Source organism: Rhodococcus sp. DMU1, assembly GCF_012272955.1.
Taxonomy (GTDB): Bacteria; Actinomycetota; Actinomycetes; order Mycobacteriales; family Mycobacteriaceae; genus Rhodococcus; species Rhodococcus aetherivorans.
The window spans coordinates 2555274-2579171 of the sequence record NZ_CP050952.1 but is presented as its reverse complement, the minus strand read 5'-3'; the positions used below and the strand labels follow the sequence as shown (position 1 = coordinate 2579171).

General features: G+C 71.3%; 24 protein-coding genes. 7 read left to right on the top strand and 17 right to left on the bottom strand.

Annotation, left to right across the window (positions count from 1 at the left end):
• Positions 1-20: 20 nt before the first annotated feature.
• Both map and HFP48_RS12110 read right to left on the bottom strand, forming a co-directional pair.
• Entirely contained in the window at positions 21-878 is an 858-nt protein-coding gene (map, locus tag HFP48_RS12115) for a type I methionyl aminopeptidase (RefSeq protein ID WP_065922640.1), read from the bottom strand.
• A gap of 72 nt (positions 879-950) precedes the next feature.
• The gene (locus HFP48_RS12110; protein ID WP_168579552.1) at positions 951-2609 is read right to left on the bottom strand and encodes an AMP-binding protein; all 1659 of its coding nucleotides are present in this window, start codon (positions 2607-2609) and stop codon (positions 951-953) included.
• Between the two features lie 106 nt (positions 2610-2715).
• On the opposite strand from HFP48_RS12110, the gene HFP48_RS12105 reads away from it, so the two are divergent.
• Complete coding sequence (locus HFP48_RS12105) at positions 2716-3576, top strand: LuxR C-terminal-related transcriptional regulator (protein WP_006937428.1); 861 nt, start codon at positions 2716-2718, stop codon at positions 3574-3576.
• A 55-nt stretch (positions 3577-3631) separates the two neighbouring features.
• Here the strand turns inward: HFP48_RS12105 and HFP48_RS12100 are convergent, their stop codons facing one another.
• The 5 genes from HFP48_RS12100 to dxr form a co-directional block, all read right to left on the bottom strand.
• Positions 3632-5473 carry a penicillin-binding transpeptidase domain-containing protein gene (locus tag HFP48_RS12100; RefSeq protein ID WP_180987038.1) on the bottom strand — a complete coding sequence of 614 codons (1842 nt, stop codon included), beginning with the start codon at positions 5471-5473 and terminating at the stop codon, positions 3632-3634.
• Positions 5474-5540: 67 nt separating this feature from the next.
• Positions 5541-6377, bottom strand: a complete 837-nt coding sequence (locus HFP48_RS12095) for a GNAT family N-acetyltransferase (protein ID WP_006937430.1) — start codon at positions 6375-6377, stop codon at positions 5541-5543.
• Between the two features lie 84 nt (positions 6378-6461).
• Positions 6462-7616: a flavodoxin-dependent (E)-4-hydroxy-3-methylbut-2-enyl-diphosphate synthase gene (gene ispG, locus HFP48_RS12090; protein ID WP_100056785.1), complete on the bottom strand. Its 1155-nt coding sequence runs from the start codon at positions 7614-7616 to the stop codon at positions 6462-6464.
• A gap of 45 nt (positions 7617-7661) precedes the next feature.
• Positions 7662-8879: a site-2 protease family protein gene (locus HFP48_RS12085; RefSeq protein WP_006937432.1), complete on the bottom strand. Its 1218-nt coding sequence runs from the start codon at positions 8877-8879 to the stop codon at positions 7662-7664.
• A 15-nt stretch (positions 8880-8894) separates the two neighbouring features.
• Positions 8895-10058: a 1-deoxy-D-xylulose-5-phosphate reductoisomerase gene (gene dxr / locus HFP48_RS12080; RefSeq protein WP_065923488.1), complete on the bottom strand. Its 1164-nt coding sequence runs from the start codon at positions 10056-10058 to the stop codon at positions 8895-8897.
• Positions 10059-10200: 142 nt separating this feature from the next.
• Between dxr and HFP48_RS12075 the strand changes: the two genes are divergently transcribed.
• Positions 10201-10446 carry a DUF2631 domain-containing protein gene (locus tag HFP48_RS12075; RefSeq protein ID WP_006937434.1) on the top strand — a complete coding sequence of 82 codons (246 nt, stop codon included), beginning with the start codon at positions 10201-10203 and terminating at the stop codon, positions 10444-10446.
• Between the two features lie 74 nt (positions 10447-10520).
• Here the strand turns inward: HFP48_RS12075 and rlmN are convergent, their stop codons facing one another.
• Entirely contained in the window at positions 10521-11630 is a 1110-nt protein-coding gene (rlmN, locus tag HFP48_RS12070) for a 23S rRNA (adenine(2503)-C(2))-methyltransferase RlmN (RefSeq protein WP_065922642.1), read from the bottom strand.
• 87 nt (positions 11631-11717) lie between these two features.
• On the opposite strand from rlmN, the gene HFP48_RS12065 reads away from it, so the two are divergent.
• Together HFP48_RS12065 and HFP48_RS12060 are read left to right on the top strand one after the other, a co-directional pair.
• The gene (locus tag HFP48_RS12065; protein WP_006937437.1) at positions 11718-12086 is read left to right on the top strand and encodes a lipopolysaccharide assembly protein LapA domain-containing protein; all 369 of its coding nucleotides are present in this window, start codon (positions 11718-11720) and stop codon (positions 12084-12086) included.
• Between the two features lie 129 nt (positions 12087-12215).
• Entirely contained in the window at positions 12216-13079 is an 864-nt protein-coding gene (locus tag HFP48_RS12060; RefSeq protein WP_006937439.1) for an aldolase/citrate lyase family protein, read from the top strand.
• A gap of 22 nt (positions 13080-13101) precedes the next feature.
• Here HFP48_RS12060 and HFP48_RS12055 read toward each other — a convergent pair whose 3' ends face one another.
• The 6 genes from HFP48_RS12055 to rpsB all read right to left on the bottom strand — a co-directional run bounded on the left by HFP48_RS12055 (position 13102) and on the right by rpsB (position 18118).
• Complete coding sequence (locus HFP48_RS12055; protein WP_065922643.1) at positions 13102-13800, bottom strand: class I SAM-dependent methyltransferase; 699 nt, start codon at positions 13798-13800, stop codon at positions 13102-13104.
• Positions 13801-13837: 37 nt separating this feature from the next.
• Positions 13838-14800 (bottom strand): phosphatidate cytidylyltransferase, encoded by a 963-nt coding sequence (locus HFP48_RS12050; RefSeq protein ID WP_006937443.1) that lies wholly within the window; start codon positions 14798-14800, stop codon positions 13838-13840.
• A 2-nt stretch (positions 14801-14802) separates the two neighbouring features.
• Positions 14803-15360 (bottom strand): ribosome recycling factor, encoded by a 558-nt coding sequence (gene frr / locus HFP48_RS12045; protein ID WP_006937444.1) that lies wholly within the window; start codon positions 15358-15360, stop codon positions 14803-14805.
• A 28-nt stretch (positions 15361-15388) separates the two neighbouring features.
• Positions 15389-16117: a UMP kinase gene (pyrH, locus tag HFP48_RS12040; protein ID WP_006937445.1), complete on the bottom strand. Its 729-nt coding sequence runs from the start codon at positions 16115-16117 to the stop codon at positions 15389-15391.
• Between the two features lie 162 nt (positions 16118-16279).
• On the bottom strand, positions 16280-17104 hold the full coding sequence (tsf, locus tag HFP48_RS12035; RefSeq protein WP_006937446.1) for a translation elongation factor Ts: 825 nt from the start codon (positions 17102-17104) through the stop codon (positions 16280-16282).
• 159 nt (positions 17105-17263) lie between these two features.
• A complete protein-coding gene (gene rpsB / locus HFP48_RS12030; RefSeq protein ID WP_161995301.1) occupies positions 17264-18118 on the bottom strand; it encodes a 30S ribosomal protein S2 in 855 nt (284 codons plus the stop codon).
• 321 nt (positions 18119-18439) lie between these two features.
• Between rpsB and HFP48_RS12025 the strand changes: the two genes are divergently transcribed.
• Complete coding sequence (locus HFP48_RS12025; RefSeq protein ID WP_168580563.1) at positions 18440-18964, top strand: M23 family metallopeptidase; 525 nt, start codon at positions 18440-18442, stop codon at positions 18962-18964.
• Here the strand turns inward: HFP48_RS12025 and HFP48_RS12020 are convergent.
• Complete coding sequence (locus tag HFP48_RS12020; RefSeq protein ID WP_168579551.1) at positions 18940-20325, bottom strand: MinD/ParA family protein; 1386 nt, start codon at positions 20323-20325, stop codon at positions 18940-18942. The two genes, HFP48_RS12025 and HFP48_RS12020, sit on opposite strands and share 25 nt — an antisense overlap.
• Before the next feature lie 215 nt (positions 20326-20540).
• Entirely contained in the window at positions 20541-21467 is a 927-nt protein-coding gene (locus HFP48_RS12015) for a tyrosine recombinase XerC (protein WP_006937450.1), read from the bottom strand.
• Between the two features lie 97 nt (positions 21468-21564).
• On the opposite strand from HFP48_RS12015, the gene HFP48_RS12010 reads away from it, so the two are divergent.
• A complete protein-coding gene (locus HFP48_RS12010) occupies positions 21565-22725 on the top strand; it encodes a multidrug effflux MFS transporter (protein WP_029543234.1) in 1161 nt (386 codons plus the stop codon).
• A 6-nt stretch (positions 22726-22731) separates the two neighbouring features.
• Here the strand turns inward: HFP48_RS12010 and HFP48_RS12005 are convergent, their stop codons facing one another.
• Positions 22732-23526, bottom strand: a complete 795-nt coding sequence (locus HFP48_RS12005) for a siderophore-interacting protein (RefSeq protein ID WP_037200801.1) — start codon at positions 23524-23526, stop codon at positions 22732-22734.
• Positions 23527-23659: 133 nt separating this feature from the next.
• On the opposite strand from HFP48_RS12005, the gene HFP48_RS12000 reads away from it, so the two are divergent.
• A complete protein-coding gene (locus HFP48_RS12000; protein ID WP_231385896.1) occupies positions 23660-23896 on the top strand; it encodes a hypothetical protein in 237 nt (78 codons plus the stop codon).
• Positions 23897-23898 lie beyond the last annotated feature (2 nt).

Below are 23898 nucleotides of genomic sequence, written 5' to 3'. Positions count from 1 at the left end.
GCCGCCGGCACCCGGCCGAGTCACGGCAGCGTGAGGATTTCCGCCCCCGTGTCGGTGACCACGATGGTGTGCTCGAACTGGGCGGTCCACTTGCGGTCCTTGGTGACCACGGTCCAGCCGTCGTCCCAGATCTCGTAGTCCACCGTGCCGAGGTTGATCATCGGCTCGATCGTGAACACCATTCCCGGTTCGAGCACGGTGTCGACGGACGGCTGGTCGTAGTGCAGGATCACCAGCCCGTTGTGGAACGTCTCGCCGATGCCGTGACCGGTGAAGTCGCGCACCACCCCGTACCCGAACCGGTTCGCGTAGGCCTCGATGACCCGGCCGACGACGTTGAGCGCCCGGCCCGGCTTGACGGCCTTGATCGCCCGCATCGTCGCCTCACGGGTCCGCTCGACCAGCAGGCGGTGCTCCTCGGAGACGTTCCCCGCCAGGAACGTGGCGTTGGTGTCGCCGTGCACTCCCCCGATGTAGGCGGTGACGTCGATGTTGACGATGTCCCCGTCCTCGATCACCGTCGAATCCGGAATGCCGTGGCAGATCACCTCGTTCAGCGACGTGCAGCACGACTTGGCGAAGCCCTTGTAGCCCAGCGTGGACGGGTACGCGCCGTGGTCGCACATGTACTCGTGGGCGATGCGGTCCAGCTCGTCGGTGGTCACGCCCGGCGAGACGGCCTTGCCCGCCTCGGCCAGTGCCTGCGCGGCGATGCGGCCGGCGACCCGCATCTTCTCGATGGTCTCCGGGGTCTGCACCCACGGCTCGTGACCTTCCTTCGCCGTCGGCTTCCACGCGTACTCCGGTCGCTCGATCCCGTTGGGGACGGCACGGACAGGCGAGACGGTTCCGGGGACGAGTGCGGTGCGAACAGGCATGCCCACCAGAATAGGCCCCGCGCAGCGGGGGGCGACGCGGCCCGGCGGCCGCACCGCCCCCCACCCGGGGGCTCAGCCCTGGCGCAGGATGTAGCGCTGGATCTTTCCGCTGGGCGTCTTCGGCAGCCGGGGCACGAAGTGCACGGTCCGCGGGTAGGCGTGCGCCGCGAACTTGCGCTTGACCAGCTGCTGCAGCTCCGCCTCGAGCTCGTCGGTGCCGTCGACACCGTCGCGCAGCACCACGAACGCCTCGAGCACCTCACCGCGCAGCTGATCGGGCATGCCGACGACGGCGGCCTCGACGACGTGCTCGTGCATCACCAGCACGCTCTCGACGTCGAACGGGCCGATCCGGTAGCCCGCCATGATGATCACGTCGTCGTCGCGGGCCGAGAAGTAGAAGAAGCCGTCCTCGTCGACCTGCCCGGCGTCGCCGGTGAGGTACCAGCGGCCGTCCTCCGTGAACCGCTGCGCGGTCTTCTCCGGGGCGTCCACGTAACCCGTGAACCACAGCAGGGGGCTGGCGTGGGTGTCGATCGCCACGCGCCCGGGCACGCCGGGGGCGGCGATCTCGTCGGAGTCGTCGGACAGCACGGCGCAGGACCAACCGGGCAGCGGCTTGCCCATCGACCCGGGCCGCACCTCCTCGCGCAGCCCGTCGGCCCACGCGTTGACGACGAACATGCCGTGCTCGGTCTGCCCGTAGTGGTCGCGCACCACCGCGCCGAGGGTCTGCTCCGACCACGCCACGACGTCGGGCGTGAGCGGCTCGCCGGCCGAGGACGCGCGGCGCAGCGAGATCGACTCCGGCACGGGCGCCGAGTCCGCTCGCAGGCTGCGGTAGACGGTGGGCGCGGCCGCGAAGTTGGTGACCCCGAACTTCTCCATCACCTGCCAGGTGAGGGAGGCGGAGAACCCGGCATGCAGCAGCAGGCTGCGCACCCCGGCGGCCAGCGGGGCGAGCAGCGCGTAGTACAGCCCGTAGGCCCAGCCGGGATCGGCGGCGTTCCAGAACACGTCGTCCTCACGCACGTCGAGTCCGAAGTCCAGGTAGGCGTGGAACGACGCGAGCGCCCGTACCGGCACGGGCACGCCCTTCGGAGTGCCGGTGGTGCCGGAGGTGAACAGCTGCACGAGTCCGCCGTGCCCGCCGACGGCGACCGCGGCACCGCGCGGATCGTCCGCGTCGTGCGAGGCCAACAGGTCGGCGAAGCTCACTCCGATGCCGGCGGCACCGCCCTCGGTGTGACCTGCGACGACGATCTGCCAGGGCGCGTCGGCGGGGATGTCCTCGCCGGGCGCGAGCTTGCCCACCTGGTCGGCGTCCGAGACCACCACCTTCGCGCCGCTGGCCTGCAGCCGGAAACCGATCGCCGGGGGTGCGAACGCGGTGAACAGCGGCACGTGCACGGCACCGCGGCGCCAGATGCCGAGCAGCGCCACGACCAGATCCGCGGACTTGCCCATCAGGGTGGCGACGTGGTCGCCCGGCTCGACGCCGAGGTCGGCCAGGGCCGCGGCGAAGCGGGAGGACTGCTCGCGCAGGTAACCGAAGGTCAGATCGGTCGCGCTCAGGTCCGCCTCGACCACCGTGAACGCGACGGCGTCCGCGGGATGCCCGTCGCACAGCAGCTGTGCGGCACACGCGTCGGCGGTGTCGTAGCGGTCCAGCAGTTCCCGCACTCGTGCCTCCTGCTCGGAATGCGCACGCGCGGTGGTCTCGGTGGTCATCGAATCCGTCCTCTCGTGAAGCGCCCCGGGGTGAACGTCCCGAGGATCGATTCCTTTATGATCCAAGTCACAAGTACGTCCCGATACCCCCGGAAAGGGGTGACCGATGGCGCCGGCCGGCACCTCGCCTCTCCTTCGTCCCCGTGACAGCGACGCACTGCGCGGCGAGCTCCGCCGCACCGCGGCGGAGGCACTGATTCCCGTCGTGTTCGCCGGGGAGGTCCGCGACGGGAACCTGCACCTGACCGAGTTCTTCGGCACCCGCACGAACGGCCTCGAGGGGGTCGTGGTGCCGCCGCGGGCGGGCCTGGGTGGCCTCGTGGTGGACCGGGCCCGGCCGGCGACGGTGCCCGACTACGGCCGGTCGTCGTCGATCACCCACCACTTCGACCGGCCCGTGCTCAGCGAGGGGCTGCGGTCGATCCTCGCGGTGCCGGTGATGGTGGGAGGAGCGGCGCGCGCCGTCCTCTACGGCGCGATCCGTGAGTGCTCACCGCTCGGCGATCGCGCGGTGGGGGCGTTCGTGCAGGCGGCGCGCCGGCTCAGCAGCGAGATCGCCATCCGGGACGAGGTGGACCGGCGGCTGGCGCTGCTCGGCTCCCTCGATCGGCCGTCCGAGAACCCGGTCGCGGCGGCCCAGATCCGGGACGTGCACGCGGAACTGCGCGGCCTCGCCCAGTCCGTGGAGGACGCCGGCCTGCAGCGCAAGCTTCGGGCGCTGTCGGACCGGCTGGCCGGGGCGCTCGGCGGCCCGGCCCCGCAACCGACCGACGTGGTGCTCTCGCCGCGCGAGACCGACGTGCTCGCGCACGTGGCACTGGGATGCACCAATGCCGAGATCGCCGACCGGCTGTCGGTCGGCCCGGAGACGGTCAAGAGCTACCTGCGCAGCGCAATGGGCAAGCTCGACGCCCACACCCGGCACGAGGCGGTGGTGTCCGCGCGGCGCCTGGGTCTGCTGCCCTGACCGACCCGGCCGGTGGCTCGTCCGGGTGCCGGCCGGCAACCCCCGCCCGGGCCGGTCAGTACCCTTCCGGGAGGGCCGCGAACATGTCGCGGGTGACGGCGACGGCGTTGTCGGAGCTGCCGCCGCGCACGACGAGCGTGGCGAAGGCCAGGTCGCCGCGGTAGCCGACGAACCACGCGTGGGAGCCACCCTCGACCTCGGCCTCACCCGTCTTGCCGTACACCTCGCCCTGGTCGCGGATGCGGTCGGCGGTGCCGCTGGTGATCACCAGCCGCATCATGCCGCGCAGGCCGTCGATCATCTCCGGGGTGACGGGCGGCCGGTCGCCGGTGACGGCGGTCTCGCGTCCCTGCAACAGGTAGGGCACGGGTGCGCTGCCGTGCGCGACGGTCGCGGCGGCCAGGGCCATCCCGAACGGGCTGACGACGACCTTGCCCTGACCGAAGCCGTCCTCGGCGCGCTGGACCAGGTCCTCGGCCGGCGGCACCGACCCGGAGAACGTGGGCATGCCCACCACCTCGTACTCGGGTCCGATGCCGAACTGCGCGGCCGCGACGGTGAGGGCGTCGGGCGCCATCTCGGAGGCGAGTTTGGCGAACGAGGTGTTGCACGAGCGCGCGAACGCCGTCGCCATCGGCACGGTGCCGACCGAGAATTCGTTGTAGTTGGGGACGCTGCGCTCGCCGATCGTGATCCGTCCCGGGCAGGCCACCATGGTGCCGGGCGTGGCGAGACCGCTGGAGATGGCGGCGCCCGAGGTGATGATCTTGAAGGTGGAGCCGGGAGGGTACTGCCCCGCCAGCGCGACCGGTCCGTCGCGGTCGGCCGCCTTGTTCTGGGCGACGGCGAGGACCGCGCCGGTGGACGCCTCGATCACCACCATCATCGCCTGTTCCGCGCGGGCGTCGACGGCGGCCTGCGCCGCCACCTGGATGGGACGGTCCAGGCTGATGGAGAACGACGGCGCCGGCTCGGGCGGGGTCTCGGTGAGCACACCGGTGTCGACGCCGTTCTGGTTGACGGCGACCACGCTCCACCCGGCCTTGCCGTCCACCTCGTCGATCACGGTCTTCTTGATCTGGCCGACCAGATCGGGGGCGAAGCTGCGGTCGGTGGAGACGAGGTCGGCCTGCTCGGTGATCGTGACGCCGGGAATCGCCGCGAGGGTGCCGGCGACGCGTTCGTAGTCCTCCTCACGCAGCCGCACTACCGAGTGGGCGCCCTCGGCGGCGGTGGCGGTCTCGGCGATCGACTGCGCGGTCAGCGACGGGTCGAACTGTGTCAGCGCCGCCGACAACGCCCGCGCCGCACCCCGGACGTCGCCGGCCGCCGTGGCGTCGAAACCGACACCGTAGACGATGCCCGGAACGAGCACATCCGAGCCGGAATGCTCGTTGACGCGCGCGCGGGGGGCGGGATTGGTCCGCAGCTGCATCCGCTGCCGATCGCCGAGTTGGGGATGCAGGTTCGACCGGGTCCAGCGGACCACCCAGTCGTTCCCGCTGCGGCCCATGTTCATCTCGCCGGAGTACCGCCACACGCGCTCACCGGGCAGGCCCCATTCGTAAACGTAGGTGACCGTCGCAGTGTCCCCGTCGATCCGCACGCCGTCGGTGTCCACCGCCAGCGTCTCCGCCTGTAGTCCGTTCCACGTCTCCGCCAGCGCCTCCTCGGCCGGCTCGGGACGGTCGGTCAGGGCGGCGGCCGCAGCGAAGTCCCGGTCGGCGAAGTCGGTGAGGAACTCCTGTGCGGCGGGCTCGGGTCCGGCCGGCTTCGGGGTACACGCGACGACACCGCCGGCCAGCGCGACGGCGGCCACCAGGACCGCCCCGCGCCGCAGCAGTCGACGCGGTGCCGGGACGAGCGGGGCCGAGACGCGGGCGGATCGAGTTCTCATCGCCGTCATCGTAGGACCGGCGGCCACGCGGATCGGGGAGGCGACACGGGCCGGGCGGAGCGGCCCCTCAGTCCAGCAGCACGGTGCAGAACGTCGCGACCTGACGGAAACCGATGCGGGCGTAGGCCGCGCGGGCCCGGTGGTTGAAGCTGTTGACGTACAGGCTCGGCAGCCGGCCGCCGGCGGTGACGGCGGCGGCGACAGCCGCGGTGCCGGTCGAGCCGAGGCCGGCGTCGCGCCTGCCGGGATCCACCCACACGCCCTGGATCTGCCCCACCGACGAGGACTGGGAGCCGATCTCGGCCTTGAACACGACCCGGCCGTGCTCGAAGCGGGCCCACGCCCGTCCGGTGGCGATCAGGCTCTGCACCCGGCGGCGGTAGCCCGAGCCCCCGTCGCCCGCGCACGGGTCGACGCCGACCTCCTCACGGAACATCGCGATCGCGGCCGGCATGTAGGCGTCGATCTCCTCCGGCCGCACGCGGCGCACCAGCGGGTCGGGGACGACGCACGGTTCCCGGTCGAGTACCAGCAGCGGCTGCTCGGCCCGCACCTCGCGCGCGGGACCCCATTCCGGCTGGAGGACCTCCCACATCGGCAACGCGAGTTCGGCCCGGCCGACGAGCGACGAGCACAGGCGGGGGCCGCGGGCGGCGCGGTCCGCGAAGGCGTGCAGATCGTCGCGGTCGCCGAGCAGCGGAACGAGGTTCGCCCCCGAGAAGCACAACGAGTCGTCGGGTCCGCCCCGGCTCCACATGTCGCCGCCGACGGCGCGGGAATCGAGGCCGTACTCCTCGATCCGGCCGGCCACCATGCACGCCGCCACCGGATCGCGGGCCAGCACCCGCAACACGTGTGCGGTGTCACGGCCACCGAGAGACCGGACTCCCAGAAGCTTGAGCACGTCCCACCACCTGTCGACTGCGGATACGCAATCAGACTGCCAGAAGCCGGGGCCGCGCGGGAGTCCTGCGCCCGCCGAACCGGTTCAGCCGACGGAGACCACCGGGTTTCCGGTGCCGGCGTCACCCTCCATCTCCTCGGCGATGCGCATGGCCTCCTCGATCAGCGTCTCGACGATCTGGGCCTCGGGGACGGTCTTGATGACCTTGCCCTTGACGAAGATCTGGCCCTTGCCGTTGCCGGAGGCGACACCGAGGTCGGCCTCGCGGGCCTCACCGGGGCCGTTGACGACGCACCCCATGACCGCGACCCGCAGGGGCACCTCCATGCCCTCGAGGCCGGCGGTGACCTCGTTGGCCAGGGTGTACACGTCGACCTGCGCCCGGCCGCACGACGGGCACGAGACGATCTCGAGCTTGCGGGGCCGCAGGTTCAGCGACTGCAGGATCTGGGTGCCGACCTTGATCTCCTCGGCCGGCGGCGCCGACAGCGACACCCGGATGGTGTCGCCGATGCCCTCGCTCAGCAGCGCACCGAACGCGACGGCCGACTTGATCGTGCCCTGGAAGGCGGGCCCGGCCTCGGTCACGCCCAGGTGCAGCGGGTAGTCGCACTGCGCGGCGAGCTGGCGGTAGGCCTCGACCATCACGACCGGGTCGTTGTGCTTGACCGAGATCTTGATGTCGCCGAAGCCGTGCTCCTCGAACAGGCTCGCCTCCCACAGCGCGGACTCGACGAGCGCTTCCGGCGTGGCCTTGCCGTACTTGCTCAGGATGCGCGGATCCAGCGAGCCGGCATTGACGCCGATACGGATCGGGATGCCTGCCTCGCCGGCCGCCTTGGCGACCTCCTTGACGCGGCCGTCGAACTCCTTGATGTTGCCGGGGTTGACGCGCACGGCGGCGCACCCGGCATCGATGGCGGCGAAGATGTAGCGCGGCTGGAAGTGGATGTCCGCAATGACCGGGATCTGGCTCTTCTTCGCGATCGCGGCGAGCGCGTCGGCGTCCTCCTGCCGCGGGCACGCGACGCGGACGATGTCGCAGCCGGACGCGGTGAGCTCGGCGATCTGCTGCAACGTCGCGTTGATGTCGTGCGTCTTGGTGGTGCACATCGACTGCACCGACACCGGGTGGTCGCTGCCCACGCCGACGTCGCCGACCATCAGCTGACGGGTCTTGCGCCGGGGCGCGAGGACGGCGGGGACTTCGGGCATGCCCAAACCGACGGGGCTGGTCACGTTTCGCCTTCTTTCGTAGCTACGCGGCAATTCTAGCGATGCGAGTCAGAACAGCTGGATGGGGTTGACGATGTCCGCGGTGAGTGTCAACAGCATGAACGCGCCGCCGATGAGGACGAACACGTAGGTGACGGGCAGCAGCTTCGTGTAGTCGACCGGACCCCCGACCGGCAGCCCGCGCAGCCCCCGGATCCAGTTGCGGACCTTCTCGTACGCGACCACGGCGATGTGGCCGCCGTCGAGCGGCAGCAGCGGGAGCAGGTTGAACATGCCCAGGAAGAAGTTGAGCTGCGCGAGCAGCAGGACGAACATCTGCCAGATGCCCCGCTCGGCGACCTGCCCGCCGATGACGGACGCGCCGACGACGCTGATCGGGGTATCGGGATCGCGTTCGCCGCCCGTCACCGACTCCCACAGCGCCCCCACCTTGCTCGGCAGGTCGGCGAGGGCCTGCGCGGTCAGGACGAACATGTCACCGGTGAACCGCAGCGTGCCACCCACCGCGGTGAACGCGGTGTACTCGGTGACGGACGGCGGTGCAGCGACGCCGATTGCGCTGACGGTCTCCGAGGTGATCTCGCCCGTCTCGGGATCCTGCACCCACCGCTGGGCGGACTCGACCGGCACCGGGATCGTCAGCGTGCGGTCGTCGCGTTCGACGACGAAATCCACCGTCCCGGTCGCGGCGCGGGTGGCCTCGACCAGGTCCCCGAACGTCGCTACCTCGGTGCCGCCGACGGAGACCACGACGTCCCCGACCTCGAGGCCCGCGGCCGCGGCGGGACCCGGCCCGCTGCACGGCGCCAGCTCGTAGCCCCCGGCCTCACCGGCCTGAGTCGGTGCGACGCACGAGAGCTCCCCGATCTCCGCCGGGGTCTCCCCCAGACGGGGCAGACCCCACGCCACGGCGAGCCCGAAGATCAGCACCATGCCGAGGACGAAGTTCATCGCGATGCCGCCGGACATCACCACGACGCGCTTCCACGCCTTCTGCTTGTACATGGCGCGCTCGTGCTCGTCGGGGGCCAGTTCGTCGAGCGCCGTCATGCCCGCGATGTCGCAGAAGCCGCCCGCAGGGATCGCCTTGAGGCCGTACTCGGTCTCGCCGCGACGGAACGAGTACAGCCGCGGCCCGAACCCGATGTAGTAGCGCCGCACCTTCATCCCGAGGCGCTGCGCGGTCCACATGTGCCCGGCCTCGTGCAGGGCGATGGATACGGCGATGCCGAGGGCGAACAGCACGACGCCCAGAACGAACATCATCGGTGGCCGGTCCTCCTACTTCACGAGCGCGCGGGCTCGGTCCCGAGCCCAGCCGTCGGCGGCGAGCACATCTTCCACGGTAGCGGGTGCCGCGGACCAGTCGTCGGCGTCGGACAGGACCGCCGCCACCGTGCGCACGATCCCCGGGAACGGCAGGGCGCCGGCGAGGAAGGCCTCCGCGGCCACCTCGTTGGCGGCGTTGTACACCGCGGTCAGGCATCCGCCGCCCACCCCGGCGGCCCGCGCCAGTTCGATCGCGGGGAACACCTCGTGCGCCACCGGTTCGAACTCCCAGGTCGAGGCGGTCGCGAAGTCGAGGGCCGGCGCCGCGTCCGCGATCCGGTGCGGCCAGCCCAGCGCGAGTGCGATGGGCAGCTTCATCGACGGCGGTGACGCCTGGGCCAGGGTGGAGCCGTCGGTGAAGGTGACCATCGAGTGCACGATCGACTGCGGGTGCACGGTGACGTCGATCCGGTCGTAACCGATGCCGAACAGCAGGTGCGTCTCGATCAGCTCCAGGCCCTTGTTCACAAGCGTCGCCGAGTTCAGGGTGTTCATCGGGCCCATCGACCAGGTGGGATGGGCGCCGGCCTGCTCGGGGGTGACCGACTCGAGCCGCTCGGCCGGCCAACCGCGGAACGGCCCGCCCGAGGCCGTGAGCACGAGCCGGGCCACCTCGTCGGGGCTGCCGCCGCGCAGGCACTGGGCCAGCGCCGAGTGCTCCGAGTCGACGGGCACGATCTGGCCCGGGGCCGCGGCCGCGGTGACCAGCGCGCCGCCGGCGACGAGCGATTCCTTGTTGGCCAGCGCCAGGCGCGCGCCCGTCGCCAATGCGGCCAGCGTCGGCTCCAGGCCGAGGGACCCGACGAGGGCGTTGAGCACCACGTCGGCCTCGACGTCGCGCACCAGCCGCGTGACCGCGTCGGGCCCGCTGCGCACCTGCAGACCCGGGACGTCGAGCCGCGCGGCGGCCTGCGCGTTCGCGACGGCCACCTCGGCGACACCGGTGACGCGGATCTGCTCGGCGAGCAGATCGATGTTGCCGCCACCGGCGGCGAGACCGACCACCTCGAACCGGTCGGGGTTGGCGGCGATCACCTCGAGGGCCTGGGTGCCGATGGAGCCGGTGCTGCCGAGCAGCAGGACACGGGTGCGGGAGCTGGGTTGCGAGTCGACCACGCCGACATTGTCCCCGACCGTCCTGAGGGGATGCTGAATCACCCGTCCGGCGCGCGCGAGAGCGCCCCCACTTCGTACGACGGACGGTCGTATGTCACGATTGGCCCAACAGCGAAGATCTTTGCGAGCAGGAGGACAAGCGGTGGCCGGTACCGAGTTGAAGACCACTGGCGTCGACACGGCCGAGGTGCCGTCGGCGGAGTGGGGTTGGAGTGGCGAAGCCCCCCGCCTGTTCCGCGTCATGGGCTGGCTCGTCGCACTGTTCCTGCTGGCGATGATCATCGGCAACCACAACGGCAACGTCGAGAACTGGTTCCTGATCGGCTTCGCCGCGGCGCTCGTCGCCATCCTGGTGCGCGACATCGTCCAGCGGCGGCGCCGGCGGTAGCCGCACCCCCGCAGCAGCGTCGAAGGGCCCGCCCGGTTCGTCCGGACGGGCCCTTCGCGTCCCGGGGGTGGCGCTCAGTTCTCGGCGGCGAGCTGACCGCACGCGGCCGCGATCTCCTGCCCCCGGGTGTCCCGCACGGTGCACGAGACCCCCTGAGCCTGGACGCGACGGACGAATTCGCGCTCGACCGGCTTCGGGCTGGCGTCCCATTCGCTGCCCGGCGTCGGATTGAGCGGGATCAGGTTCACGTGCACCAGCGGGCCGAGCGCCTTGTGCAGCTTCTTGCCCAGCATGTCCGCCCGCCACGGCTGGTCGTTGACGTCGCGGATCAGGGCGTACTCGACGGAGACGCGGCGACCGGTCCGGTCGGCGTAGTAGCGCGCGGCGTCGAGCACCTCGGCGACGGGCCAGCGGTTGTTGACCGGCACCAGCGTGTCGCGCAGTTCGTCGTCCGGGGTGTGCAGCGACACGGCGAGCGTCACGCTCAGATCCTCGTCGGCCAGCCGGCGGATGGCCGGAGCGAGGCCGACGGTGGAGACGGTGACCGACCGCTGCGACAGGCCCAGTCCCTCCGGGGGCGGCGCGGTGATGCGCCGCACGGCGGCCACCACACGCTTGTAGTTCGCCAGCGGCTCCCCCATGCCCATGAACACCACGTTGGACAGCCGGCCCGGTCCCCCGGCGACGTCACCGTCGCGCAGGGCCGCGGCGGCGGCGCGCACCTGGTCGACGATCTCGGCGGTCGACAGGTTCCGGTTCAGGCCGCCCTGGCCCGTCGCGCAGAACGGGCAGGCCATACCGCAGCCGGCCTGGCTCGAGATGCACAGCGTGGCACGGTCGGGGTAGCGCATGAGCACGCTCTCCAGGAGGGTGCCGTCCCCGGCGCGCCACAGCGTCTTGCGGGTCTCGCCGCCGTCGCAGGCCACGTGCTTGACCGGGGTCAGCAACGCGGGAAAGAACGCGGCCCCGACCTGCTCGCGCACCTTCGCCGGCAGATCCGTCATCTTCTCCGGATCGGCCTCGAGGCGCCCGTAGTAGTGCCGGGCCAACTGATCGGCGCGGAAGGCCGGCAGGCCGAGTTCGCGCACGGCCTCGCGGCGCTGCTCGGCATCGAGATCGGCGAGGTGGCGCGGCGGCATGCCGCGTTTGGGCGCGTCGAAAACCAGGGGAAGAGAGGAGGGCATAATGAACCATTATCCATCAGGGCGGCAACGCCGGTTTTCCTCGCCGAATGCGGTGTGCACCGGCGGCCGGAGCGAGATGATCGAGCCATGACCGAACGCCCTGCGGATCTCCCCGAACCGCCACCGGACCTTCCGGTCCGGGGCCAGCTCGAGCCTCAGGGGGCGACGAAGGCCACGCCCGAGTCCAACGTCCGCCCGGCACCGGAGATTCCCCTCGACCGCAGCCGGGCGGCCTCCACGTGGACCGGCCTGGTCATCGGTGTTCTGGTGCTGATCCTGCTGCTCGTGTTCATCCTGCAGAACCTCGACCCGGTCACCATGGAAATGTTCGTGTGGGAGTTCACCCTGCCGCTCGGGGTGAGCCTGCTCCTGTCGGCCATCGCCGGGGCCCTCGTCATGGCACTGGCGGGCGGTGTGCGGATCCTGCAGATCAAACGCGCCGCGAAGCGGCGGTAACAACGCGCCGCGAAGCGGCGGTAACACCGTGCCGCCCGGCGGCGGGTGACGAACACAACGCACCCAATTTCCCCAAGGCGGCGACAACAGGGCACCCTGGAGACAAGACCTTCACCCGAGGAGCCTGACGTGACCGCCCACCTGGATGCCCCCGCCTCCGCCACCGTCGCACCCGAGCTCGCCCGATCCTGGCTGCTCGTTCCGGGCAACGCCCCGGAGCGGTTCGCCGCGGCCGCCGCGTCCCCGGCCGACGCCGTGATCCTCGACCTCGAGGACGCCGTACCGGCGGCCGGTAAGGCCGCCGCGCGCGATGACGTCGTCGAATGGTTGCGCGGTGGTGGCCGTGCCTGGGTGCGGATCAACGACGCCACCACTGTGCACTGGGCCGACGATCTCGCCGCGCTCGCCGGGGTGCCCGGCCTGCAGGGCGTGATGCTCGCCAAGACCGAGAGCGGCCAGCAGGTCGACGCCACGGCCGCTCAGCTGCCGGCCGGCACCCGCATCCTCGTGCTCATCGAATCGGCGGTGGGCCTCGAGGCCACACCCGAGATCGCCCGCGCCGACGGTACGTTCCGGCTGGCGTTCGGCAGCGGCGACTTCCGCCGCGACACCGGGATGGACGACTCCCCCCTCGCCATGGCCTACCCGCGTTCCCGCCTGGTGGTGTCGAGCCGGGCGGCCCGCCTGCCCGGTCCCGTCGACGGGCCGTCGCTGACCGACGACCCCGAGGTCCTCGAGCGGGAGGCGAAGCTGACCGCCTCGATGGGAATGACCGGGAAGCTGTGCATGACTCCGGCCCGGGCACCGTTCGTCAACGCCGCCCTCAGCCCCAGCTCCGACGAGGTCGGCTGGGCACACGAGGTGATCGACACGCTCGGCGAGGACGGCCGCGGGGTGCGCGACGGCAGCGACCTGCCCCGCCTGGCCAAGGCGAAGAGGATCAGCGAACTGGCGCGGGTGTTCCGCATCCGCGGCACCCACCACCACCGCTAGGTACGCGGCACGCGCCGCACGCTCAGGGGATCTCCAGGCCCCGGGGCTTGCGGCGCACATGCAGCCGGTAGCGCACCGTGAGGGTGGTGCCCGGGGTGCCGTGCACCGCTCGCTCGGCGACGCGCGGGCCGAACTCGATGCCGAGTACGCGCTCGAGGGTCGCACGGTCCGGGAAGCGCCATTCGGTGTCGACCCGGCGCAGGTCGAAGCCCTGGGCGGCGAAGAACGCCTCCACCGCCGCCGGGTCGTAGTGCGGCAGGTCCGCGCGCATCCATTCGCCGTACGGATGGGCGGTCGCGTCGAGGTCGACGATCGCGAGCGCGCCGCCGGGCCGCAGCACGCGCATGGCCTCGGCGATGCCCGCCCCGCACCCGGGCCCGAAGAAGTAGGCGGTGCGCGCGTGCACGACGTCGACGGTGCCGTCCGGAAGCGGCAACTGCTCGGCCGAACCGGCCTCCACCCGGACGCCCGGCTGGTCCCGCACACGTCGGCGGGCCAGCTCCACCAGCGGCGGGTGCGGTTCGATGCCGGTCACGGTGCGCGCGGTGGCCGCGAACATCGGCAGGTGGAAGCCGGTGCCGCAGCCCACGTCGAGGACGTCGCGACCGGCCCAGTCGCACGCCTCGCGCAGCGCCGCGTACACCACGCCGTGGACGTCCTGGGCGCGGTTCTCTTCCTCGTAGACCTCCGGCCAGTGCCAGATGTTGGGGCTGGGGACCACCCCGTGCGCGTCGGACCGCTGTCTCCTCGCCACCGGCCTAGACGAAGGCGCCGAGGACGAGCCAGGTGACGAACGCGGACGGCAGGATCGAGTCCAGCCGGTCCATGATGCCGCCGTGGCCGGGCAGCAGGGTGCCCATGTCCTTGATGCCGAGGTCGCGCTTGACCTGTGACTCGATCAGGTCGCTCGCCGTGGCCGTGGCGGCGAGGACGACGCCGAGGAGCGCACCGATCCACCAGGCGGCGTCGAGCAGCAGGGTCACCGTGAGGATTCCGGCGACGGTGCAGGCGAGGACCGAGCCACCGAAGCCCTCCCAGGACTTCTTCGGGCTGATCGCGGGCGCCATCGGGTGCTTGCCGAACAGCACCCCCGCCGCATACCCGCCGACGTCGGACGCGACGCACACGATCATCAGGCAGAACACGCGTGCGGCGCCGTTGTCGTCGAGGACCATCAGCGTCGCGAACGACGCGAGGAACGGCACCCACGCCGCGGTGAAGACGGTGACCGCGGTGTCGCGCAGGTAGTTGCGGGGCCGGCCGCGCAGTCCACGGTCGAACAACCGCCACAGCATCGACACGACCGTGGTGCCGGCGAAGGCGCCGAGCACACCGGTGGTGCCGTAGGGCCAGCCGAGCCAGATCATCGCCTGCCCCCCGACCAGGAGCGGGATCCGGGGAACCAGGACGTCCGCCTCACGCAGGCGCTTGGTGACCTCCCACGTGGCGATCGCGATGGCCACCGCGACGACGACGAGCCACGCCTTGGGAGCGAATGCGAGCACCACGATGACGAGGGCGCCGAGACCGGCGCCGACGCCCACGGCCGCGGGCAGGTTCCGGCCCGCCCGGGAGGACTTCTTCGCCGGCTCCGCGGTGGGGGTGGCATCGGGCCGCACCGGCGGGACCTCGGGGTCCGCCTTCGCGGCCTCGGCCGCCGAGTCGGCGTCGGTGACGCCCAAGGGGAGCTGCGGGTCGGACGACCCGGCGGCTGTACCCACGGTTAAACCTCCAGCAACTCGGCTTCCTTGTGCTTGACCAGTTCGTCGATCTGCGCCACGTACTTCGCCGTGGTCTTGTCGAGTTCCTTCTCCGCGCGGGTGACGTCGTCCTCGCCGGCCTCGCCGTCCTTCTGGATGCGGTGCAGCTCCTCCATCGCCTTGCGTCGCACGTTGCGCACGGACACCTTGGCGTCCTCGCCCTTGGCCTTGGCCTGCTTGACCAACTCGCGGCGGCGTTCCTCGGTGAGCTGCGGGATGGAGATGCGGATCAGGGACCCGTCGTTGGTCGGATTGACGCCCAGGTCGGAGTTGCGGATCGCGGTTTCGATCGGACCGAGCTGCGATGCCTCGTAGGGCTTGACGACCACCATGCGCGCCTCGGGGACGTTGATGCTGGCCATCTGCGTGACCGGGGTGGGCGCGCCGTAGTAGTCGACGACGATCCTGGAGAACATGCCGGGATTCGCGCGGCCGGTGCGGATGGATCCGAGATCGTCCTTGGCCACCGTGACGGCCTTCTCCATCTTCTCCTCGGCCTCGAAGAGAGCTTCATCGATCACGGCAGTTCCTCCATGTTCCGTTGTCCGTTCATGACCGTACGAGTGTTCCGATCTTCTCACCGGCGACGGCCCGAGCGATATTCCCCTCGGTGAGCAGGTTGAAGACCATGATCGGCATGTCGTTGTCCATGCAGAGGCTGAACGCGGTCGCGTCCGCCACCTTGAGCCCCTTCTCGATGACCTCGCGGTGGGTGATCTCGGTGAACAGGGTCGCGTCGGGGTCGATCCGCGGATCGGCCGAGTAGACACCGTCGACGGCCTTGGCCATCAGGACCACCTCGGCGCCGATCTCGAGGGCGCGCTGCGCGGCCGTGGTGTCGGTGGAGAAGTAGGGCATGCCCATGCCGGCGCCGAAGATCACCACGCGGCCCTTCTCGAGGTGCCGGCGGGCCCGCAGCGGCAGGTACGGCTCGGCGACCTGCCCCATCGTGATGGCGGTCTGGACCCGGGTGTCCACGCCCTGCTTCTCCAGGAAGTCCTGCAGCGCAAGAGAGTTCATCACCGTGCCGAGCATGCCCATGTAGTCGGAGCGGGCGCGGTCGAGACCGCGCTGCTGCAGTTCCGCGCCGCGGAAGAAGTTGCCGCCGCCGATGACCACAGCCACCTCCACTCCGGAGCGGACGACCTCGGCGATCTCCTCGGCCACGGTCGTCACCACGTCCGGGTCGAGACCGACCTTGCCCCCGCCGAACATCTCCCCGCCGAGCTTGAGCAGCACCCGACGGAAACCGGGACGTTCCTGGGCGTGTTCGGACATGGTTCTCCTCGGATCGAGCGGTGGATCGGCCCTTTCATCCTGCCTCATCCGACCCCGTGGAACCGAGACGGGGGCGCGAGTGTCCGATCGGCCCGGATATCGAGCCGCCGACGCGCCTCGACCCCGCCGGCGAGCGCCGACGGGGTCGAGGAGACGAGAGATCTAGCTGGCGCCGACCTCGAAACGCACGAAGCGCGAGACGGTGGCGCCGGCCTCGTCGAGCAGCGCCTTGACGGTCTTCTTCGAGTCCGTCACCGAGGCCTGCTCGAGCAGCACGACGTCCTTGAAGAAGCCGTTGAGACGACCCTCGACGATCTTCGGCAGGGCGGCCTCCGGCTTGCCCTCGTTCTTGGCGGTCTCCTCCGCGATGCGGCGCTCGTTCTCGACCGTGTCGGCCGGGACCTCGTCGCGGGTGAGGTACTTCGCCTTCAGCGCGGCGACCTGCATCGCGGCGGCGCGGGCGGCCTCGGCGGCGGCGTCGCCCTCACCGGAGTACTCGACGAGCACGCCGACGGCCGGCGGCAGGTCGGACGCACGCTTGTGCAGGTACACGGCGACGGGGCCGTCGAACACGGCGAGGCGGCGCAGTTCGAGCTTCTCGCCGATCTTGGCGGAGAGCTCCTGCACCAGGGTGTCGACGGTCTTGCCGTCCACCTCGACAGCCTTGAGGGCCTCGAGGTCGGCGGGCTTGGCCTCGGCCGCAGCGGTGACGATCTTCTCGGCGAGAGCCTGGAACTCGTCGTTCTTGGCGACGAAGTCGGTCTCGGAGTTGAGCTCGATGAGCACGCCGTTCTTCGCGGCGACCAGGCCCTCGGCGGTGGAGCGCTCGGCGCGCTTGCCCACGTCCTTGGCGCCCTTGATGCGCAGCTGCTCGACGGCCTTGTCGAAGTCGCCGTCGTTGTCGGCGAGCGCGTTCTTGCACGCCAGCATTCCGGAGCCGGTGAGCTCACGCAGACGCTTGACGTCGGCGGCGGTGTAGTTCGCCATGGGAAGCGAGCCTCCTGTGTCTGTTGTGCGCGATGGGTGCTCGCGCGGGAGTTTCCTCTGATGCGGCTCGGTCGCGTGCGTGTGCACTGATGCGGCGCGGTCGCGTGCGACGGCCCCGACCATGATCTCAGGATCTACCGGTCGGGGCCGCGCATCGGATCAGGCTTCGGCGGAGGGCGCCGCGTCGGCGGCGGGGGCCTCGGCCTCGGCGGCCGGAGCCTCGGCCTCGGCGGCGGGGGTGGCCTGCGCGAGCAGCTCCTGCTCCCACTCGGCGAGCGGCTCGCCGGCGCCGGACTCCGGCTTGGCGTCCTTGTCGGCGCTCTGGCCGGCACGGGCCTGCACGCCCTCGGCGACGGCGGAGGCGACGACCTTGGTCAGCAGCGCGGCCGACCGGATCGCGTCGTCGTTGCCCGGGATCGGGTAGTCGACGACGTCGGGATCGCAGTTGGTGTCGAGGATCGCAACGACCGGGATGTTCAGCTTGCGGGCCTCACCGACGGCGATGTGCTCCTTGTTGGTGTCGACGACCCAGATCGCCGACGGCACCTTGGCCATGTCGCGGATGCCGCCGAGGGTGCGCTCGAGCTTGGTCTTCTCACGCGTGAGCATGAGAATCTCCTTCTTGGTGCGACCCTCGAAGCCACCGGTCTGCTCCATCGACTCCAGCTCTTTCAGGCGCTGCAGGCGCTTGTGGACGGTGGAGAAGTTGGTGAGCATGCCGCCGAGCCAGCGCTGGTTCACGTAAGGCATCCCGACCCGGGTGGCCTCTTCCGCGATGGACTCCTGCGCCTGCTTCTTGGTGCCGACGAACAGCACGGTGCCACCGTGGGCGACCGTCTCCTTGATGAACTCGTACGCCTTGTCGATGTACGTCAGGGTCTGCTGCAGGTCGATGATGTAGATGCCGTTGCGGTCGGTGAAGATGAACCGCTTCATCTTCGGGTTCCAGCGACGGGTCTGGTGGCCGAAGTGGGCGCCGCTGTCGAGCAGCTGCTTCATTGTTACGACAGCCATGGCTGTTCTCTCTTTCGGTTCGGTTGCCGCGGGAGATCGGGTGATCCCCGCCCTGGCGTCCGCATGCCCGTCGGACCCTTGCGGGACCGGCCGACGGCCATTTTCCGATGGCGCCCGGCACACCGGGCGGCGATCAGCGCGCGGACGCGCGAAGTCGATCTGCGAACACAGACCGCTCGAACAGTGTACGGCCTTGCCCCGCGGGAACCACAACTGCCTGATCAGCAGGCCGGTTCGGCCGATCTGTGGATGGATCGGGTGGTTGTCCACAATGTCGACGAGGCCCTGTCGCACGCCGGCGCCGCCCGGCACGCTGGGCGGATGAAGATCGCCGGGATCGCCGTCCTGACCGCGCTCACCGCGCTCGCGGGTTCGGTTCCCGCCGCGGCCGCCCCGCGCGAGTTCGGCTGGCCGCTGCATCCACGGCCGACCGTGGCCCGCCCCTTCGACGGTCCCGAGCACGACTGGCTTCCCGGACACCGCGGCGCCGACCTCACCGGCCGGCCCGGTCAGCCGGTGCTCGCCGCCGGCGCCGGGGTGGTGGTGTTCGCCGGGACCGTCGCCGGCAAACCCGTCGTCTCGGTGGCGCACGCCGGCGGGCTGCGCACCACCTACGAGCCGGTGACCGCGACGGTGACGGCCGGCCGGCGCGTGGAACGGGGTGATCCGCTCGGCACCCTCGAACCGGGCCACGAGGGCTGCCGCGCCCCGGCCTGCCTGCACTGGGGTCTGCGCCGGGACCGCGACGACTACCTCGACCCCCTGCCGCTCGTGCGGTCGGTGATCCGTCTCCAGCCGGTTTCCCGTAGGCCGCGGTTCCGCTACGCGCGACGGCCGGCGGCGTGACGCCCCGACACCGTCGCGAAGTCGTCGGCGACCATGGCGGCGAGCTCGAGGAAGGCCCGTCGGGTGGCCGGGCGGAGCAGGCCGAGGTCGATCTCAGCCCCCTCGGCGAGGTGCTCGTCGAACGGCACCACCTGCACGGCCCGGCACCGCGCGAGGAAGTGGCCCGTCACAGCCTCCATGTCGATGTTGGTGGCCCCGGGCCGGGCGGCGCTGATCACCACGACGGTGCGTTCGACGAGCGCCCCGAACCCGTGGTGCTGCAGCCAGTCGAGGGTCGCCGCGGCGCTCCGGGCGCCGTCGATCGCCGGGGACGCGACCAGCACAAGGGCGTGGGCGAGGGCGAGCACACCACGCATGGCCGAATGCATGATGCCCGTGCCGCAATCGGTGAGGACGACGTTGTAGTACACCCGCAGGATGTCCACGACCCGGCGGTAGTCGTCCTCGCTGAACGCCTCCGACACGGCCGGGTCGCGTTCACTCGCAAGCACCTCGAGGCGGCTCGGTGCCTGGGAAGTGTGCGCGCGGACATCGGAGTAGCGGGAGATCCGCGGGGCCGCGGCGAGCAGGTCGCGCACCGTGGACTCGGTCTGCTGCGGCACCCGCTGTGCGAGCGTGCCGAAGTCGGGATTCGCGTCCACCGCGATCACGCAGTCGCCCCGCAACGAGGCGAACGTGGCGCCGAGCCCGACGGTGGTCGTCGTCTTTCCGACACCGCCCTTGAGGGAGAGCACGGCGATCCGGTAGTCGCCGCTGATCGGCTGCCGGACCCGGTCGACGAGCTCGCGCCTGTGTGCCTCGTCGGCCGATTCGCCGGGCGCGAGGATTCCCCCGGTGAGCCGATGCATGCCGCGCCGCCAGCCGGTCACCGGGGTGCGACGGGACCGCCGGACGAGCGCACCGGAGGTCAGGTCCAGGTTCGACGGCCGCGGCTCCGACGCGTCGAGCTCCGACGAGACCCCTCGGGACGACGCGGATATTGTCGAACAAGGCTGCCCCGCATCATCTTCCGACATCCGCGGGGGCACCTCGTCGGGTTCCGAGCCGGACTCCGGCGAAGCCGGCACGGGCTCGGCGGGGCGACGCCCCGCCGGATCACTCGGCGGCACGGCCTCTTCCGGACCCTCGGCGGCTACCGGCCCGGTGACCGCGGCTTCGGCTACCAGTGGTTCGGCGACCACCGGTTCCGTCGCCGCCGGATCGGTCGTCGCCGGCTCGGTCGTCGCCGCCTCGGGAATCGCGGGTTCGACGACCGGCGATTCGGGCACGGAGTCGGGACGGCGTCGTGGTGGCATGCCGAACGGAATCGACGGCACCGGAGCCGGGAGGCGAACGGGCTCGGCAGCCGCCGGCGGCTGCACGGGCGGCTCGGCCTCGACGGGCCCCCCGACCGTCCGGTCACTCCCCCGTCGCCTGCCCCGGCGACCGGTCGGCGCCGGGTCGGGCGCCGGCTCGTCCCGAAGCCAGGCCGGCAGAGCGTGCGTCGACTCGTCGTATGCCACTGATCCCCCCGGATTGCACAGCAGATGCGGCGGCGACCGTACCAAACCGCACCGCGGCCGTCGCCGCGTACAGGTCACGCCCGCGGATGCGCCTGTTCGTGTGCCGCACGCAGCCGTGCTACCGAGACATGGGTGTAGAGCTGGGTCGTCGCCAGGCTCGAGTGCCCCAGCAGCTCCTGCACCACCCGCAGGTCGGCGCCCCCCTCGAGCAGGTGTGTTGCGGCGCTGTGCCGCAGCCCGTGCGGCGCGAGATCCGGCGCGCCGGGGACGGCGGCCACGGTCTCGTGGACCACGGTACGGACCTGGCGCGGGCCCAGCCGACCGCCGCGTTTGCCGAGCAGCAGGGCGGGCCCCGAATCCGGGCGCGCGAGGGCGGGCCGCCCGGTGCGCAGCCACGCGTCGAGCGCGGCGGCCGCGGGCGCCCCGTACGGCACGGTCCGTTCCCTGTTGCCCTTGCCGACCACGCGCAGCGCCCTGCGCTCGGTGTCGACGTCGTCGACGTCGAGTCCGCACAGCTCACCGACCCGGATACCCGTCGCATACAGCAGTTCCAGCACGAGCCGATCCCGCAGTGCCACCGGCTCCATCTCGCGCGCACCGGCTTCCGCAGCGGTCATCACCTCACAGGCCTGGTCGGCACGCAGTACCGGCGGGAGAGTGCGATGGGTGCGGGCCGATGCCAGCCGCGCCGCGGGATCGTGGTCGAGCCGGCCCGTGCGAGCCAGCCACGCGCAGAAGGTGCGGGCGGACGAGGTGCGCCGCGCCAGGGTCGTGCGGGCGGCGCCACTCGTCACCTGGCCGGCGAGCCAGGAGCGGAGCACCTCGAGAGTGAGGTCGGCGATCCGCGCATCCGGGTGGCCGGCCTCGAGGTGAGCGAGGAGGGTGCGGATGTCGGTGGTGTACGCGCGGATCGTGTGGGCCGACCGGCCGCCCTGCAGGTCGAGGTGCTCGACGAACTCCTCGAGGTGCACGGCGAGGGGCGGCGGCAGCGCGGTGTCCATGGCCGTCACCGTGCGCCGTGGGCACCGCCCACGCAACCGAACACGCCGACCGAGGGCACACTAAGGTTAGTTCGTGAGTAAAACGATTCCGTTGCCGATGCTGTTCGGACTGGCATTGCTCTCCGCCACCGCGCCTCTGGCCACCGACATGTATCTGCCCGGACTGCCGGTCATGTCGGAGAGCCTCGGCACCAGCACGGTCGGTATCCAGCTCACTCTCACCACGTTCATGGCCGGCCTGGGTGTCGGGCAGCTGATCGTGGGCCCGCTCTCCGACGGGTGGGGCCGGCGCCGCCTGCTGCTGGCGGGCACCGTCGTCCTGGCCCTGAGCAGCGCCCTGTGCGCGACGGCACCGACGGTGGAGGTGCTCATCGCGGCCCGGTTGATCCAGGGCTTCAGCGGCGGCACAGGAATCGTGCTGGCGCGCGCGGTGATCGCGGACCGCGCCCGCGGCAACGAGGCCGCCCGCCTGTTCAGCGTCATGATGATCATCGGCGGTGTGGCACCGATCGTCGCGCCCCTGCTGGGCGGCGTCCTCCTGGGGCCCATCGGCTGGCGCGGCATCTTCTGGGTCCTGACGGGCCTGGCCGTGCTGATGATCGTCGCGGTGCTCACGGTCGTCCCGGAGACCCTGCCGCCCGAGCGACGCCACAGCGGGGGCCTGGCGATGCTCGCCCGCAACTTCGGCACGGTGATCGGCAACCGACGGTTCGTGGGCTATGCCGCGACGTTCGCGCTCGGCTTCGGCGCGATGTTCTCGTACATCTCCGCGTCACCGTTCGTGGTCCAGGAGGTCCTGGGCATGACGCCGGGACAGTTCTCCCTGATCTTCGCCGCCAACTCGGTGGGCCTCGTCGCAGGCAACATCGTCAACACCCGGCTCATCGGCCGCTTCGAGGTGCGGGACCTGTTGCGCTACGGCGTGACCCAGATGCTGACCGCCGGGGTGCTGCTGGTGCTCGCCGTCCTGGTGGCCGACACGAACCGCTGGTTGGTGCTGCCGCTGCTGTTCCTCGTCGTCTCCAGCCTGGGCTTCGTCATGGGCAACGCGACGGCGCTGGCGCAGGGGCAGGTACCGAAGGCCGCGGGCACCGGTTCCGCGGTCATGGGCGCGTCCCAGTTCGGCCTGGCCGCCCTGGTGTCGCCGCTGGTCGGGCTCGGCGGGGAGGACACCGCGCTGCCGATGGCGCTGGCGATAGCGATCTCGGCCGCGCTCTCCATGACCGCGCTGCTCACCCTCACCCGCGAGCGCGCCTGAGCACCGTCACCGCGCCTCGACCGTCGCGAGTTCGCGCTTCCACTCCCGGAAGCCCTCCTCGCTGCGGCCGCGCCGCCAGTACCCGGAGATCGACGCGCGTGCCGCCGGAACCCCGCGGGTCTTGCGGATGTACGGCCGCAGGTGGTGCATGACGGTCTCCGCCTCGCCGTGGATGAACACGTGCGGATCTCCCGGAAGCCACTCGGCGCCGGTCACCGCGGCGACGAGCGGCGCGTTCGCGCCGGAGAGGTCCGGCCCGACGGCCCCGGCACCGGAGCCGCGGTGCAGCCAGGTGACCTCGACGCCGGGGGGCGCCGCGAGGTCGATCGCGTCGGCGGCGTCGGTGACCTCGAGGAACACCCGGCCCACTGCGTCCGGCGCCAGCGCCTCGAGCGCCGCAGCGACGGCCGGTATCGCGGTGTCGTCACCGGCGAGCAGGTGCCAGTCGGCCTCCGGATCGGGCCGGTAGGCGCCGCCCGGCCCGCGGACCACGACGGTCTGCCCCGGCCGGACGGATGCCGCCCAGGGTCCGGCGACACCGTGATCGCCGTGGACGACGAAGTCGATCGCGATCTGCCTGGACCGCGGGTTCACTGCTCGCACCGTGTAGGTGCGCAGGACCGTCCCGCCGCCCGCCTCCAGTTCGAGTTTGACGTACGAGTCGGTGTACGGGCCGGGTTCGAACTCGTCGAATCCGGGACCGCCGAAGTGGACCCGCACCAGGTGCGGGGTCAGGCGTTCGCTGCCCGTCACTGTCAGGGTCGTCGATCGCGGGGTCTTCGGGGCCACGCCCACCTCCATATTTGCTCAGGCTTACCTAACCATGGCAGCCTACGCGTGCGGTCCGGCCGCAGCCACAGCACCGCCTCGCCGTGGCACCACCGGGATCGCCCGATCCGCCGAAATCACGACGGAATTCCGCCATCGTTGCGGTATGCGAGAAACGATGAACACCGTCACGTCGCAGTACCTGACCAGCCTGGTCGGCGCCCTCGAGGACACCGACCGCCGGCGCGAAACGATCGGCGCACAGCTGGCCGAACTCGAGTACGTCCTGCTCCAGACCGGAGAGACCGAGCTCGCGGCCCAGGTGACGAAGGTACTCGGCGACAGGTACTACAAGCCGATCCTGTCCAAGGCCGAGGAGCTGCGCGGGCACGAGCAGTCCTGACC